We start from the raw sequence: 15,812 nt of genomic DNA on the forward strand, positions 1-15,812 counted from the left end.
GTTTGCGTACCACGGACAAGGATCGGGGCCGGCTCCGGCCCCCCGTGGAGTGGGCCGTGCCGGCATCAGACCCCCGGCGCCCACGCTCTGTGGCCCGCGTCCACGCCGTGGTGGCGCCGTGATCACGCCTCATCCGAGGGGGTTCGTCCACACGTGGCCACCAGCACGAAGCGTTCCACCGACCGCCGCATGTACGTCCTTGACACGAGCGTCCTGCTCGCCGACCCCTCCGCCCTCACCCGATTCGAGGAACACGAGGTGGTGCTGCCGGTCGTCGTCATCTCCGAGCTCGAGGCGAAGCGGCACCACCCCGAGCTGGGGTACTTCGCCCGCCAGGTGTTGCGCCGGCTGGACGAGTACCGGGTGCGGCACGGCCGCCTCGACCTCCCCCTGCCCCTCGGTGAACTCGGCGGCACCCTGCGCGTCGAGCTGAACCACTCGGATCCGGCGATCCTGCCGCCCGCGATGCTCAACGAGCGGGGCCGCCTCGCCGACAACGACTCCCGCATCCTCGCCGTCGCGCGCAACCTCCAGGCCGAGGGGCACGACGTCACGGTCGTCTCCAAGGACCTGCCGCTGCGCATCAAGGCGTCCTCCGTCGGCCTCGCCGCCGAGGAGTACCGTGCGGAGCTCGCCATCACCGAGGCCGACGGCTGGACGGGGATGACGGAGATCGCGTTGCCGGGGGAGTCGGTCGACGAGCTGTTCGCCACGGAGAGCGTGTACGACGCGAAGGCGGCGGAGCTGCCCGTCCACACCGGCCTGGTCGTCTCCTCCGAGCGGGGCAGGGCGCTCGGCCGCGTCGCGCCCGGCGGGCGGGTCCGCCTGGTGCGGGGCGACCGGGAGGCGTTCGGCATCAAGGGCCGCAGCGCCGAGCAGCGCATCGCGTTGGACCTGCTCCTCGACCCCGAGGTGGGGATCGTGTCCCTCGGCGGCCGGGCCGGCACCGGCAAGTCGGCGCTGGCGCTGTGCGCGGGCCTGGAGTCGGTGCTGGAGCGCCGGCAGCACCAGAAGGTGATGGTCTTCCGGCCCATCTACGCCGTCGGCGGCCAGGACCTGGGGTATCTGCCGGGCACCGAGGCCGAGAAGATGAACCCCTGGGCGCAGGCCGTCTTCGACACGCTCTCGGCGGTGACCAGCCGCGAGGTGATCGAGGAGGTCGTGGCCCGCGGCATGCTGGAGGTGCTGCCGCTGACGCACATCCGGGGCCGCTCGCTCCACGACGCCTTCGTCATCGTCGACGAGGCCCAGTCGCTGGAACGGAACGTGCTGCTGACGGTGCTCTCCCGCGTCGGCCAGGACTCCCGCGTGGTGCTCACCCACGACGTGGCGCAGCGGGACAACCTGCGGGTGGGGCGTTACGACGGCGTGGTGGCCGTGGTGGAGCGTCTCAAGGGCCACCCGCTCTTCGCCCACGTCACCCTCACCCGCTCGGAGCGGTCTCCGATCGCGGCTCTCGTCACGGAGATGTTGGAGGAGTAGCCGCGTCGCAAAGCGGCCTGTCCCGAAACGCGCCGGGCGTGTCGCGGCGAAACGGATATTCGTATGTAAATAACCCCGCGGTGGGGTGGCGTGGTGCCATGTCACCGCGGGGAAATGCCTGGCAGGCGAACCACAAGCGCGTTTCCGTGAACCCGCAAGCCCAAACGGCCTGTGACCTTTCCCACATGATGCCGAGTTGTCTCGGGGCGCCCGGGTCCGGCAGTGTGTGCGTCTGTCAGGCCCCGCATGTGGCAAAGCGATAACAACCGCACAACTAAACAGCCACCGCCACATGCCGCCCGAGCACCACACGGGTCCCGCGCCGTCGCGTCAGACACGTCGCGCGCGAGGTTCCCGCCGGGCCAGCGCCTCCCGTAAGCGACGACGTGGGGAGGCCAGTGTCAGGGGGCACGATCGCGCCCGCGAGGTCACCTGAGCGGGCGATGTCGGAAGGAAACCGTGTGAGCCGGATCTCGGTCCGGGGATTCGCCGTGGCGTCCGCCACCGCGGTGACTGCCGTCGGCTCGGCCGTCGGTGTCGCCTCGGGGGACGAGCAGAAGAGCGACGCCAAGGACGGCCTTGAAGTAGTCGCCGCTGACGCGTCGCTGCTGGTCGAGATACCCACCGCTGAGGACGCCCAACTGCAGACCGCGTCACTGACGCAGCAGGCTGAGGCCCAGTCCACCGTCGCCGACTCCGAGGCGCGCATCGCCGCCCAGGAGGCCGCCCGCCTCCAGGCCGCCGCCGACGCCTCGGCGAAGAAGGACGCCGAGGAGGAGGCCGAGCGCCAGGCACAGGCCGAGGCGGAGGCCGCGGCGGCCGCTGCCGCGGCAGAGGAGGCCGCCAACGCGCCGGTGCAGTCCTCGTACACGGCCGCCGAGGTCCAGGCCATCGCGCAGTCGATGGTGCCGGCCGACCAGTACGAGTGCTTCTCCGCCATCGTGGACCACGAGAGCGGCTGGGACTACACGGCCACGAACCCGACCTCGGGCGCCTACGGCCTCATGCAGGCCCTCCCGGGCGACAAGATGGCCTCGGCCGGTGCCGACTGGCGGACCAACCCCGCCACCCAGATCGAGTGGGGCCTGATGTACATGGACGACCGGTACGGCAGCCCGTGTGGTGCCTGGGAGTTCTGGCAGGTCAACAACTGGTACTGAGCCGTTCGAGGCATCGAGCCGCCGCTCGTCCGCGCACGCTTCGCGCCGACGCCCCCGCGCCCCCAAGGGCACGGGGGCGTCGCGTTTTCCTACCTTTTCCCTCCGAGCCCCCGTCGAGGGTGCCGGCCGGAGGCACGCGCGCGGTAACGTCAGGCCGCGTACCGCGGACAAGCAGGGGGCGGAGGACAACGGGATGTCACGACTGGACCGGCTCAGCGCCGCGCTGGGTCGGCTGACCCACATCCGCAGGGCGGCCGAGCGAGAGCAGCAGCGCCTGGAGCGGGAGGCCAGCGAGCGCGGCGAGGCCGAGGCGCGCGGTGGGGGCGAGGCGCAAGGCAAGGGCGGTGCCGAGGCGGGGGAGGAGCGTCTGGTGGCACGGGCGCGCCGCGCCGTCATCGCCGGCGCCCCCACGCTGCGGGCTCCCGAGGCCCCGCCCGCCGAACCGGTCACCGAGCCGTCACCCCCACCGCAGGAGCCGCCGCCGCCACGGCACGTGGTGGTGCTCCCGTACGCGGAGGGCGGCAAGCCGGCGCCGGCGACGATGATCCCGTGGGGTGTGCGGGTCGCCTCGGAGGCCGGCTGGCGGCTGTTGGTGCTGGCCGCCTGCGTGTGGGTGCTGGTGCAGGTGGTCAGCTCGATCAGCCTGCTGGTGATGTCGTTCACCGCGGGCCTGCTGGTGACCGCCCTGCTCCAGCCGTTCGTCGGCTGGCTCAAGCGCATCGGTTTCGGCCGGGGCGCGGCCACCGCGCTCACCGCGCTCGGCGGTCTGGCCGTCATCGGCCTGATCGGCTGGTTCGTCGTCTGGCAGGTCATCGACAACAGCGAGGACCTGGCGAACGAGGTGCAGGACGGCATCGGACGGCTGCGCAACTGGCTGCTGGACCTGCCGTTCGACATCTCCGAGGAGAACCTCGACGCCTGGGTCGCCGACATCAACGACTGGATCAGCGAGAACCAGGACACCCTCACCTCGGCCGGCCTGGAAGCCACCAACTACGTGTTGGAGTTCGTCACCGGCGCCGGCATCACGCTCTTCGTCGTGCTGTTCCTGCTCTACGACGGTCCCGGCGTGTGGCAGTGGTTCCTGAAGCTGATCCCGTCCAACGCCCGCCCCGCGGTCGCCGGAGCCGGGCCGCGGGCCTGGATCACGCTCACGGGCTACGTGCGCGGCACGGTGATAGTGGCCCTCATCGACGCGGTGGGCATCGGGCTCGGCCTCGTCCTGGTGGACGTGCCGCTGGCGATCCCGCTGGCCGTCATCGTCTTCGTCTCCTCCTTCGTCCCCCTGGTCGGCGCCATCGCCTCCGGCGCGCTGGCCGTCGTGGTCACGCTCGTGACCCACGGGGTGGTCGAGGCGCTGATCATCCTGGGCGTGGTGCTGCTGGTGCAGCAGATAGAGGGACACATCCTCCAGCCGTTCATCCTGGGGCGGATGGTGCGGGTGCATCCCCTGGCCGTCGTGCTGGGGGTGGCGGGCGGCTCGCTGCTGGCCGGCATCCCGGGCGCGGTCGTCGCCGTGCCGCTGATCGCGGTGACCAACACCGTCATCGCCTACCTGCGGGCCTACCACGACGAGGCGCAGCGGCGGGCCGGTGTGGACCCGGCGTCGGGGGCCACGGTGGCGGAGATCGCGCCGACCCCCGCGCCGTCCCGGAAGCCGCCGCCGTCCACGCCCTCGGCGGGCGGCACGCAGCACACGGAGAACTGAGCGGCGAGCACGGAGGACTGAGCGGCGCAGGCGGCCCGACGGACGACGGCGGCTCGGCCCGTGGCCGGGCCGCGTGCGGGGCGCGGTCCGCCGCTCAGCCCGCCCAGCCGTGGCGGGGTGGGTGACGGACCTCCAGCAGGAAGCTGAGCCGCTCGGTGTCCGTCGCCGTCCAGCCGGCGGGCGGCGCGATCTCGGCCCAGGCGGCGACCGGGTTCGAGCCGTACCGGTGGCCGTGCGGCGCCGGCGCGCCGTAGGAGACGGCCATGTCGACCGTCGTCTGCCAGAAGGTGACGAAGGGGAACCAGTCGATCGACGAGGTCACGTCGGGCCCCAGCGGCTCGTCCAGCCACTCGGGGCGCTCGAACAGCAGGTCCCATGACCACCACACCACCGGGTCCGAGGCGTTCTGGAGGTACACCACGCGCGGCTCCTCCCAGACCGCGCCCCGGGGCAGCGCCAGGTCCTGCTCCGGGTACTGCGCGAAGCGCACGTGCCGCCCGTTCTCGTAGACGGGACGCCAGACCGGGCTGTCCGGGTCGCGCCGCTCGGTGAGCTCGGCGTGGATCGGGCTGTAGTCCGGTGGGCCGATCAGCAGGGCGCCGTCGGTCCGCTCGACCATGTCGTCGACGCCGTCGAACGCGGCCTCCACGGCCGCCACCGACAGGCTCTCGCCGAAGACCAGCAGCTCGGGGCGCTCGTCGGCCGGCTCCTGCTCCCAGCGCGCGTACACCGCGTTGAACAGGGCGCGGGTGGCGATGCCCGCCTCGTTCCTGTCCACCATGAACGAGGCCCAGCTCGGCATGTACGAGTACTGCATGGTGACGATGGCGGTGTCGCCGCCGTGCATGAACTCCAGGGCCTCGACCGTCGTCGGGTTGACCCAGCCGGTGCCGGTGGTGCCCGTGACGGCCAGCACCTCGCGGTCGAAGGCGCCCGTCCGCTCCAGCTCCCGGACGGCGAGCTGCGCGCCGTCCTCGTAGTCCTCGTACGCGGCGCGGCCCACGTAGGCCCGGATGGGGGAGAGCGCGGACTCGCCCGTGAAGCCGGTGATCTCGTCGTCGGAGGGCGCCGTCCCGGTGAAGGTGCGGCCCTTGTTCCCCAGGTCCTCCCAGCTGATGAGCGAGTCGGGGCTGCCGGAGACGAGCGGTGAGTACGGCCGCATCACGCCCGGGTCGGTGCTGGAGTCCTTCGCCTTCGCCCACGCCTCCGCGACGCCGAGGACGCCGCGGTCCCAGACCACGTCCCTGGTGCCGACGACGACGATGACGCTGGTGAGCGCGAGACCGAGCGCCACCGCGAACGGCCAGGGCATCACGCGGGCCAGAAGCCGCGTCACCGCCCGCGTCAGCAGGCGGACGGCGCGCGCGATGACCAGCAGCGTCGAGAGGACGACCAGGGAGATCAGCGCGATGAGGATCGAGTGCCAGGTGAGGGTCGGCGGCAGCTCCTGGAGGCGGCGCAGCTCGCGCTGGAGGTCCGCGCTCTGGCCGAGCATGACGCCGATCGCCCACGGCAGCACCAGCAGGTACGCCAGCCAGGCGCGGGCGCGCACGCGGGGGCTCGGCTGCCAGCGCTTCGGGGTGCTCAGCCGGTACAGCCAGCTGAGCAGCGCGCCCAGGCCGTAGCCGATGGCGGCGGTGATGCCGCCGATGGCGCCCTGGTAGTACCAGGGGCGGGGGACGAGGGAGGGGGTGAGGGAGAGCCAGAAGAAGAAGGTGGCGACCAGACAGGCCGTCAGGTCCGGCCAGCGGCGGATGGTGTACGAGGCGTGCGGCGGGTCCCAGTACGGCTTGCGCGCGACGGCGAGGGCGAACGCCAGCGCCCGGCGCCGCCGGTCCGCCAGCCGGCCCTCGGCGGCCCCCGGGCCGCCGTCCCCGGCCTGGTCCGACGCCTCGGGCTCCGCGTCCTCCCGGGCCGCGGTGCCGACCCGGGCGGCCGCGGGCTCGGCCACCTCGCCGCTCACCGCCTGGTCATCCGTGTGATCACCCACGAAACGCGTCCGTCGTGCGTGGCTCGCCCATCTCCGCCTCGTCCACCTCTGGTGTGTGTGCCGACGCGGCGCCCGCGGCGCCGCGCTGCCTCGTTCACCGTAAGCGATACCTCGGACAGGGTGGCGACACGCTTTCGAACCGTTGCGCCCACGATGCCGAGGCGTTCTCCACGAAGGCCGTTCCGTTGTCCACGGCGCTGTCCCCGGCGTGTATAGACCCGGTCTATACATCGTGTGTATAGTCCTCGGCATGTCAGTCAGTCACACGCTCCTCGGCCTTCTGGAGTCGGGGCCGCGCCACGGATACGACCTCAAGCGCACGTTCGACGTGCACTTCGGGCAGGACCGCGCCCTGCACTACGGACAGGTCTACGCCACGATGTCCCGCCTGCTGAAGCACGGCCTGGTCGAGGTCGAGGGCGTCGAGCCGGGCGTCGGACCCGAGCGCAAGCGGTACGCCATCACCGACGCCGGCGTGAGCGACGTCGAGACGTGGCTCACCACGCCGGAGAAGCCCGAGCCGTACCTCCAGTCCACCCTGTACACCAAGGTCGTCCTCGCCCTCCTGACCGGCCGGGACGCCTCCTCGCTGCTGGACGGACAGCGTGCCGAGCACCTGCGGCTGATGCGCGAGCTGACCCAGCGCAAGCGCTCGGGAGACCTGGCCGACCAGCTCGTCTGCGACCACGCCCTCTTCCACCTGGAGGCCGACCTGCGCTGGCTGGAGCTCACCACCTCGCGCCTGGACCGCCTCGCCAGGGAGGTCGTCCGATGAGCGAGGAGCGCGCGCTGCTGACCGCCACCGACCTGCACAAGACGTACGGCGCCACCCCCGCGCTGGCGGGCGCGGACTTCGCGATCCGCTCCGGCGAGGTCGTCGCCGTGATGGGGCCCTCCGGCTCGGGCAAGTCCACCCTGCTGCACTGCCTGGCCGGGATCGTCCCGCCCGACGCCGGCACCATCACCTACGACGGCCGCGAGGTGTCGTCGATGTCCGACGCCGAGCGCAGCGCGCTGCGCCGCGCCGACTTCGGCTTCGTCTTCCAGTTCGGCCAGCTCGTCCCCGAGCTGAGCTGCGTGGAGAACGTCGCGCTCCCGCTGCGCCTCGTCGGCACGGGCAGGAAGGAGGCCGAGGCCCGCGCCCACGCGTGGTTGGCCCGCCTGGAGGTGGACGACGTGCGCCACCACCGGCCCGGCCAGATCTCCGGCGGCCAGGGGCAGCGCGTGGCCGTCGCCCGCGCCCTGGTGAACTCGCCCCGCGTCCTCTTCGCCGACGAGCCCACGGGCGCGCTGGACTCGCTCAACGGCGAGCGTGTGATGGAGCTGCTGACCGACGCCGCACGCGAGTCCGGCGCCGCGGTCGTCCTGGTGACCCACGAGTCCCGCGTCGCGGCGTACTCCGACCGTGAGGTCGTCGTCCGCGACGGCCGCGCCCGGGACATGCAGGGGGTCGCGTGAGCCGCGGCGAAAGGTCACCGCGCACCTGGGCCCGTGACCTCGCCCTCGGGGTCCGCTTCGCCGTCTCCGGTGGCCCGTCGGGATGGGCCCGCACTGTCCTCACCACGCTCGGTGTCGGCCTCGGCGTCGTCGTCCTGCTGACGGCCGCGGCCGTGCCGAACCTGCTGAGCGCCCAGGACGCCCGTCAGCTCGCGCGTGAGCCGGGCTGCCTGAGCGACATCTCCTCGATGGGCGCGGGGGGCTCGTGTTACGACGCGGAGCCACGGTCCGACACGCTGCTCTACACCTGGCGGTACACGGACTTCCACGAGAAGAACATCATCGGTGCGATGCTCCAGCCGGACGCCGGGGCCGAGACCACCGCCGAGCCGCCGCCGGGCGTGGAGGCGTTCCCCGGCCCCGGCGAGATGGTCGTCTCCCCCGCGCTGGGCCGCCTGCTGGAGTCCGAGGACGGCGCGTTGCTCGCGGAGCGCCTGGACTACGAGATCGTCGGCACCATCGGCGAGGAGGGGCTCACCGGCTCCGGCGAGCTCTACTTCTACGCCGGTTCCGACACGCTGGTCGTGTCGGACACGGACGAGGCCGGCGCCTCGGGGGAGGCCGCGATCCGCGTCGACAGCTTCGGCGGGCGTGCCTCGGACACGCCGATGGCGGCGGCGCTGCTGCTCTTGCTCGCCGTGATCTGCGTCGTGCTGCTGATGCCCGTCGCCGTCTTCATCGCGACGGCCGTCCGGTTCGGCGGCGAGCGTCGTGACCGGCGGCTGGCCGCGTTGCGGCTGGTCGGCGCCGACGCGGCGAGCACCCGTCGCATCGCGGCCGGTGAGACGCTCGTCGGCGCCCTGGGGGGCGTGCTCCTCGGGCTCCTCGCGCTGCTGCCGCTGCGTCAGTACCTGGGCAGCGTCACCGTCTTCGGCTTCAGCGCCTTCCCCGGGGACTTCGTCCCGAACGCCTCGCTGACCGCCCTGGTCGTGCTCGGGGTGCCGGTCACCTCCGTCGTCGTGACCCTCACGGCCCTGCGCCGCGTGGCCATCGAGCCGCTCGGCGTCGTCCGCCAGGCGGTGCCACGCCGCCGCAGGCTGCTGTGGCGGCTCGTGCCCGGCCTGCTCGGGCTGGCGCTGCTGCTGCCGCTGGCCAGCTCCTTCGACAGCAACAGCGACCTCTCGGTCGCCCAGGCCGTCGCCGGCATGATCCTGCTGCTGGCCGGGGTCACGCTGCTGCTGCCCTGGCTCGTCGAGCGGCTGATCGGTGGCCTGCGCCGCGGCCCGGTCTCCTGGCAGCTGGCCGTGCGGCGCGTGCAGCTCAGCGCGGGCTCCGCCGCCCGGCCGGTCAGCGGCATCGTCGTGGCGGTGGCTGGCGCCACCGCGCTGTACATGCTCTTCGCCGGGGTGCGCGCGGAGGAGACGACGGAGACGGGCCGGGACCCCGACGTCTTCCAGGCGGAGCTCAGCGCGTACGAGCTGAGCGACGAGGAGCGGAGCACGCTCGGCACCGAGGTGGCCGCCCAGCCGGGCGTCACCACCATGCTGCCGATGGAGGCGGGGTGGGCCACCACCGCGGGGACGAACAGCGAGGTCTCGTTCGAGGTGGTGATCGCGGAATGTGACACGCTGCGGCAGCTGGCCAGCATCGGGAGCTGCGCGGACGGCGACACCTTCGTCGTTCCCGAGCCGAGCCTGGACCCGATCCGCCCCGGCGACGAGATCAACCTCGGCAGCGACACCACGGGAGAGGCCGCCGGCGAGGAGAAGCGGTGGACCCTGCCGGCCAACGCCCGGGAGGTGGCCCCGCGTGAGAACACCACCACCGGGTACTCCATGGCCTCCGGCATCTTCACCACCCCCAGCGTGCTCTCCAGCGACGACCTCGGCGATCCCGTCACCCGCCTGCTGCTGCGGTTCGACCCGTCCGAGCCGGACGCCCTCGAACACGTGAGGAACGTGGCCTGGCCCTACGGCGACCGCGCGGGGGTCTGGCAGGTCACCTCGGACTCGGTCTCGGACGAGTTCGCCGACATCCAGACCGGCCTGCTCATAGGCGCCACCGGGGTGATGATGCTGATCGGCGCGAGCATGATCGTCACCATGGTCGAGCAGCTGCGGGAGCGCAAACGCCTGCTGTCGGTCCTGGTGGCCTTCGGCACCCGCCGCACCACCCTCGCCGCCTCGGTCCTGTGGCAGACGGCGCTGCCGGTCGTGCTGGGCCTGGCGCTGGCGGCCGCCGTCGGCACGGCGCTCGGCGCGGTGCTGATGGAGATGGTCAACCTGTCCGTCACCGACTGGCTCGCGTTCCTGCCCATGGCCGGCGTCGGCGTCGGGGTGATCGCCGTGGTCACCATGGCGAGCCTGCCGTTCCTCTGGCACCTGATGCGCCCGGACGGCCTGCGCACGGAGTGACGCCCCCGGCGGCGACGGGTGCGGTCACGGGCCCGGCGGCGGTCACGGGTCCGTGACCGGGCGGCACGCTTGTCAACCATCCGGCGTGCCGCCCGGCCCGGGCCCCGCCGGGCGCGCCGGGCCCGCCGCCGGCGCCGCCCGGCGGGCGTGCCGAAGCCCCCTCCCGCGGCCCCTCACCCCCGGGTCCGCACGGGCCCCCGGCCTCGCGCCCCCGCCGAGCGCGGGGGCGTTAGTGTCGTCCCCATGAGCGGGATGACGCACGAACACACACCTGAACACGACGAGTACCGGATCGAGCACGACTCGATGGGGGAGGTGCGGGTCCCCGCCCACGCCAAGTGGCGGGCTCAGACCCAGCGCGCGGTCGAGAACTTCCCCCTCTCCGGGCAGCGGCTGGAGCGGGCCCACATCGCCGCGCTCGCCCGCGTCAAGGCCGCCGCGGCCACCGTCAACGCCGAGCTCGGCGTCGTGGACAAGGACATGGCGGCCGCCATCACCAGCGCGGCCGAGGAGGTCGCCGAGGGACGGTGGGACGAGCACTTCCCCGTCGACGTCTTCCAGACGGGCTCCGGCACCTCCTCGAACATGAACATGAACGAGGTGCTGGCCACCCTCGCCACCGAGCGCCTCGGCAGCCCCGTCCACCCCAACGACCACGTCAACGCGAGCCAGTCCTCCAACGACGTCTTCCCCTCCTCCATCCACATCGCCGCCACCGCCGCCGTCACCGAGACGCTCATCCCGGCGCTGGAGCACCTCGCCGCGTCCCTGGAGCGCAAGGGCACCGCCTTCGCGGGCGTCGTGAAGTCCGGCCGCACGCACCTGATGGACGCCACGCCCGTCACCCTGGGCCAGGAGTTCGACGGCTACGCCGCCCAGATCCGGTACGGCGTCGAGCGGCTGCGCGCCTCGTTGCCCCGGCTCGCCGAGCTGCCCCTCGGCGGCACCGCCGTCGGCACCGGCATCAACACCCCGCCCGGCTTCTCCGCCGCCGTGATCGCGGAGGTCGCCCGCGTCACCGGCCTGCCGTTGACCGAGGCCCGCGACCACTTCGAGGCCCAGGGCGCCCGCGACGGCCTGGTGGAGACCTCGGGACAGCTGCGGACCATCGCCGTCTCGCTCACCAAGATCTGCAACGACCTGCGCTGGATGGGCTCCGGCCCCCGCACCGGTCTCGCCGAGATCGCGCTGCCCGACCTCCAGCCCGGCTCGTCGATCATGCCCGGCAAGGTCAACCCCGTCGTCCCCGAGGCGGTCCTGATGATCGCCGCCCAGGTCATCGGCAACGACGCCACCGTCACCACCGCCGGCGCCTCGGGCAACTTCGAGCTCAACGTGATGCTGCCGGTCATGGCCAGGAACCTGCTGGAGTCCATCCGCCTGCTGGCGAACGCCTCCCGCCTGCTCGCCGACCGCACCGTCGACGGCATCACCGCCAACGAGGAGCGTGCCCGCGAGTACGCCGAGTCCTCGCCCTCCGTCGTGACGCCCCTCAACCGCTACATCGGGTACGAGGAGGCCGCCAGGATCGCCAAGCGGGCGCTCGCCGAGCGCATCACGATCCGCGAGGCGGTGCTCCAGGGCGGCTACGTCGAGCGCGGCGAGCTGACGGTGGAGCAGCTGGACGAGGCGCTGGACGTGCTGCGCATGACCCACCCGTGACGGCCGGGCGCCACGGTGAGAGGTGACACGTCGTCAGCCGGGTGCTTCCCGGAATACCATGCATAGATGACAACGGGAACAAACGGGGCCGGACCGGCACACCGCTGGCGGCCCGGTGACCACGTCCTGTGGCGCTACCGGGCCCACCACCCCACGGGGGTCGGTGTGCCGGTCGTCGGCGACCCGGCCGCCGGCCCGCCGGCCGCCGGCGGCCGGGCGGCGGGCGCGTTCCACATCTGCCGGCCCGTCACCGTTGTCGAGGACACACCGGAGCGGCTCGTCGTCTGGCTCGCGCCCGGCACCGAGTGCGTCAAGCCCGAACTGCTCGATGGCACCCCCATCCATTCGGAGCCGCTGGTGACCCGCTACACCAAGCCTCGCGCCGCCGTTCGGACGTCCTGGAGCGGCGCCGGGGTGCTGAAACTGGCGTGTCCTGACGAACCATGGTCGGTGTGGCTTTTCTGGGACCGGCACTGGCGCTTCAAGAACTGGTACGTCAACCTTGAAGAGCCCCGCCGCCGATGGGCGGGCGGGGTCGATTCGGAAGATCACTTTCTCGACATCGTGGTCTACCCTGACCGCAGGTGGGAGTGGCGGGACGAGGACGAGTTCGCCCAGGCACAGCAGGCGGGTCTGCTCGACGCCGAGCAGGCGGCCCGCGTCCACGCGGCGGGACGGGCCGCGGTTCGGCTCATCAGCAGATGGGGTCGGCCCTTCTGTGAGGAGTGGACCGGGTGGCGGCCCGAGCCGGAGTGGTCGATCCCCGAGCTGCCGGCCGACTGGGACCGGCAGGGCGGAGCGCGGCGTACGCCCCAGCCTCGCCCTGCCTCTTGATACGTACCGGGGAGCCAACCGTAGGATCGACCCCCACGGACCGCCTCACACAACAGCACAACCTGCCCCTCCCGCACGTCAGTTCCCCCTTGGATGGATGGACATCCCCCCGTGACGGACCCGACCCGACCACAGCCCGTGGCACGCACAGCGGACGCACCCTCCCCGGCCGAGAGGTCGGCGCTTCCGCACGCCCGCACCGGTCCCGACGCCGCGGAGCACGCCCCGGTCCGTTGCGATTCCGAGGTCACGTCGGAGGTGGCGGCCGCGACGCCCCACGGCACGGCGGCCGCCCACGCCTCCCCGAACGCCACCGTCACCGATGAGGGGGCCCAGGTGAGCACGGACCTCAAGCCCGACGACGCGCTGGCCGGCGGCATGCGGGAGACCGAGCGCCTGCGGTTCGTGGGCTCGGCCACGCGGCGCATCGCGCGCGGCATGGACATGGACGAGATCGTCCTCGGCCTGTGCCGCGCATCCGTCCCCACCTTCTCCGACGCCATCCTCGTCTACCTGCGCCATCCCCTGCCCGTCGGCGACGAGCAGCCCGTCACCCCCTGGGTGCTGAAGCTGCGCCGCACCGACCGCATCCCCGACAAGCTCTCCGTCGGCGAGCGCCTGCCCGGCGGCCTCCCCGGCCTCGACGGGCTGCCGGGCGTGCCGGGCGCCCCGCGCACCCGCCTGCCCACCGGCGCCGGCGTCGAGCTGCCGCTGCTGACCGGCGCCACCCCGCTCGTCGAGGTCCGGGGCAACGGGCCGCTCGCCGAGGTGCTGCGAGGCGTGCGGCCGGTCTTCACCGAGTCCCAGGTGCCGAAGGCGGCGCTGCGCGAGCTCACCGGGGCGATGAGCCTGCCGGAGGGGCAGCGCGCGATCCTCGCCCCGCTGCGCGGCCGCCGCCGCGTGATCGGTGTGGCGGTCTTCCTGCGCCGCCCGGACCGGATGGGGTTCGAGCCGGAGGACCTGCAGGTCGCGCAGCAGCTGGCGACGCATTCGGCCCTCGGCGTGGACAAGGCCGCGCTGTACGGGCGGGAGGCGTCGATCGCGGACGAGCTCCAGCGCACGATGCTGCCCGACGAGCTGCCGCAGCCCACGGGTGTGCGGCTGGCCAGCCGGTATCTGCCGGCAGCGCAGTCGGCGCGGGTCGGCGGGGACTGGTACGACGCGATCCCGCTGCCGGGCAGCCGCGTCGCCCTCGTTGTCGGCGACGTCATGGGGCACTCCACGACCTCCGCCGCGATCATGGGCCAGCTGCGCACCACCGTGCAGACGCTGGCCGGGCTCGACCTGCCGCCGCAGGAGGTGCTCCACCACCTCGACGAGCAGGCGCAGCGGCTGGGGACCGACCGCATGGCCACCTGCCTGTACGCCATCTACGACCCGGTGGCTCACCGCATCACCGCCGCCAACGCGGGCCACCCACCGCCCGTGCTGCTGCGCATGGACGCCACCACGGAGCGGGTGGACCTGCCGGAGAACGTCCCGATCGGCGTCGGCGGGGTCGACTTCCGCGCCGCCGAGATCGAGGCGCCGGTGGGCGCCACCCTGGTGCTGTACACCGACGGGCTGGTGGAGTCCCGCTCCCGCGACGTGTGGACGGGGGTGGAGCAGCTGCGGCGGAAGCTGACGGAGATCGCCCGGATGACCCGTCAGAACGCGGCGCCGCCGCTGGAGCCGCTGTGCGACGAGATCCTGGAGATCGTCGGCAAGGGTGACCGGGACGACGACATCGCCCTGCTGGCCGCGCGCTTCGACGGCATCGCCCCCGACCTGGTGGCGCTGCGTCAGCTGGAGCCGCGCGCCGAGTCGGTGCGCGAGGCGCGCCGCCTGGTGCGGGAGAGCCTGGCCCGCTGGGAACTCGGCGAGCTGGAGGACTCCGTCGAGCTGCTGGTCTCCGAGGTCGTCACCAACGCGGTCCGGTACGCGGAGCGGCCGGTGACGGTCCGCCTGCTCCGCACCGACGTGCTGCGGTGCGAGGTCGGGGACGACGTGCCGCTGCTGCCGCGGCTGCGTCAGGCCGGCCCGTCCGACGAGGGCGGGCGCGGGTTGTACCTGGTGCAGCGGCTGGCCCGCCGCTGGGGCGCCACGCGGCTGGGCACCGGGAAGCTCGTGTGGTTCGAGGTCTCCCTGCCGTCTCCCGTTCCCCAGTCGGGACCGCTCACCCACTAGTCGCGATACATCGCGAATCGGTAGGCTGTTCGGGTGACTGCCGAGAACAACCCTGCCGCCGCGTCGGTGGAGAAGTCCGACATCTCGCTCACCAAGGCCGCACGGCCCGCCCCGGTCGCGCCGTCCGTCCAGGAGCCGGCCGCGCCGCCGGCCGTTCGCGCCTCGGACGCGGACCGCGACCGTGTCGCGGACATCCTGCGCGAGGCGCTGGCCGAGGGGCGGCTCGACGCCGAGGAGCACGCCGAACGCGTCGAGACGGCCTTCCAGGCCAAGACGCTCGCCGAGTTGGAGCCCCTCATCAGCGATCTTCCGGCCGGTCAGCGGCGCGCGGCCTCGCGCGGGCCGGCGCACGGGCCCGCCGCGGGGTCGCGGCCCGCGCGGGGACGGGAGCCGGGCCGGCACGGGGTCACCGTGCACGGCGGCAAGGACGTCGTGGCCGTGTTCAGCGGCGCGAGCCGGCAGGGGCGGCTGCGGGTCGGCGCGAAGATGAACGTGGTGGCCGTCTTCGGCGGCGTCGACGTCGACCTCACCGAGGCGATATTCGAGCAGCAGCACGTGGTGATCAACGCGACGGCGATCTGCGGCGGCATCGAGATCAAGGTGCCGGAGAACGTCAGCCTGCGCGGTGCGGGCACGGGCATCATGGGCGGGTTCGACGTGCGGGAGTCGGAGTCCGGGGACCCCGACGCGCCCGTGGTGGTCATTCAGGGTGTCGCGATCTGGGGCGGGGTGGAGGCCAGGCCGGTGGCCGGCAAGCGCATCGAGAACCTCAGCGACTGATCGCGGCCGAGCGAGGACGACCGGATCTGACCGGCTCGGTGGGCGAACGAGGCCGGCCGGGTCTGCCTCGTCGCACGCGTCACGCCTGTCACGTCGGTCTCGCGACCGAATTCGGCCGTTCCACTTGTCGCTCGGTGCATAAGCGCGCGTACAGCGGGTAGGGCTCGGGGGACCGTCAC

General features: G+C 72.9%; 11 protein-coding genes. 10 read left to right on the forward strand and 1 reads right to left on the reverse strand.

Annotated features, from left to right (window positions below; translation table 11 throughout):
- Nucleotides 1-189 precede the first annotated feature (189 nt).
- The 3 genes from ACTWP5_RS16820 (at nucleotide 190) to ACTWP5_RS16830 (ending at nucleotide 4,350) form a co-directional block, all read left to right on the forward strand.
- Nucleotides 190-1,482: a PhoH family protein gene (locus tag ACTWP5_RS16820; protein ID WP_443221821.1), complete on the forward strand. Its 1,293-nt coding sequence runs from the start codon at nucleotides 190-192 to the stop codon at nucleotides 1,480-1,482.
- A gap of 461 nt (nucleotides 1,483-1,943) precedes the next feature.
- Nucleotides 1,944-2,642, forward strand: a complete 699-nt coding sequence (locus tag ACTWP5_RS16825; protein WP_443221778.1) for a transglycosylase SLT domain-containing protein — start codon at nucleotides 1,944-1,946, stop codon at nucleotides 2,640-2,642.
- Between the two features lie 193 nt (nucleotides 2,643-2,835).
- Complete coding sequence (locus ACTWP5_RS16830; protein WP_443221779.1) at nucleotides 2,836-4,350, forward strand: AI-2E family transporter; 1,515 nt, start codon at nucleotides 2,836-2,838, stop codon at nucleotides 4,348-4,350.
- 94 nt (nucleotides 4,351-4,444) lie between these two features.
- On the opposite strand, the gene ACTWP5_RS16835 is transcribed toward ACTWP5_RS16830, so the two are convergent.
- On the reverse strand, nucleotides 4,445-6,340 hold the full coding sequence (locus tag ACTWP5_RS16835; protein WP_443221780.1) for an alpha/beta hydrolase: 1,896 nt from the start codon (nucleotides 6,338-6,340) through the stop codon (nucleotides 4,445-4,447).
- Nucleotides 6,341-6,590: 250 nt separating this feature from the next.
- On the opposite strand from ACTWP5_RS16835, the gene ACTWP5_RS16840 reads away from it, so the two are divergent.
- From ACTWP5_RS16840 to ACTWP5_RS16870, 7 genes are all read left to right on the forward strand, one after another.
- The gene (locus tag ACTWP5_RS16840) at nucleotides 6,591-7,115 is read left to right on the forward strand and encodes a PadR family transcriptional regulator (RefSeq protein WP_443221781.1); all 525 of its coding nucleotides are present in this window, start codon (nucleotides 6,591-6,593) and stop codon (nucleotides 7,113-7,115) included.
- The gene (locus ACTWP5_RS16845) at nucleotides 7,112-7,798 is read left to right on the forward strand and encodes an ABC transporter ATP-binding protein (protein WP_443221782.1); all 687 of its coding nucleotides are present in this window, start codon (nucleotides 7,112-7,114) and stop codon (nucleotides 7,796-7,798) included. The genes ACTWP5_RS16840 and ACTWP5_RS16845 overlap by 4 nt, the downstream gene beginning before the upstream one ends.
- Nucleotides 7,795-10,191: an FtsX-like permease family protein gene (locus tag ACTWP5_RS16850; protein ID WP_443221783.1), complete on the forward strand. Its 2,397-nt coding sequence runs from the start codon at nucleotides 7,795-7,797 to the stop codon at nucleotides 10,189-10,191. The genes ACTWP5_RS16845 and ACTWP5_RS16850 overlap by 4 nt, the downstream gene beginning before the upstream one ends.
- 243 nt (nucleotides 10,192-10,434) lie before the next feature.
- Nucleotides 10,435-11,853, forward strand: a complete 1,419-nt coding sequence (locus ACTWP5_RS16855) for a class II fumarate hydratase (RefSeq protein WP_443221784.1) — start codon at nucleotides 10,435-10,437, stop codon at nucleotides 11,851-11,853.
- A gap of 66 nt (nucleotides 11,854-11,919) precedes the next feature.
- Nucleotides 11,920-12,687, forward strand: a complete 768-nt coding sequence (gene fomD, locus ACTWP5_RS16860; RefSeq protein WP_443221785.1) for a cytidylyl-2-hydroxypropylphosphonate hydrolase — start codon at nucleotides 11,920-11,922, stop codon at nucleotides 12,685-12,687.
- Nucleotides 12,688-12,798: 111 nt separating this feature from the next.
- The gene (locus tag ACTWP5_RS16865; RefSeq protein WP_443221786.1) at nucleotides 12,799-14,853 is read left to right on the forward strand and encodes an ATP-binding SpoIIE family protein phosphatase; all 2,055 of its coding nucleotides are present in this window, start codon (nucleotides 12,799-12,801) and stop codon (nucleotides 14,851-14,853) included.
- 81 nt (nucleotides 14,854-14,934) lie between these two features.
- Nucleotides 14,935-15,633, forward strand: coding sequence for a DUF1707 SHOCT-like domain-containing protein (locus ACTWP5_RS16870; RefSeq protein ID WP_443221822.1), 699 nt, complete (start codon nucleotides 14,935-14,937; stop codon nucleotides 15,631-15,633).
- Nucleotides 15,634-15,812: the final 179 nt, after the last annotated feature.

This window comes from Streptomyces sp. 4N509B (genome assembly GCF_052245655.1).
Taxonomy (GTDB): domain Bacteria; phylum Actinomycetota; class Actinomycetes; order Streptomycetales; family Streptomycetaceae; genus Streptomyces.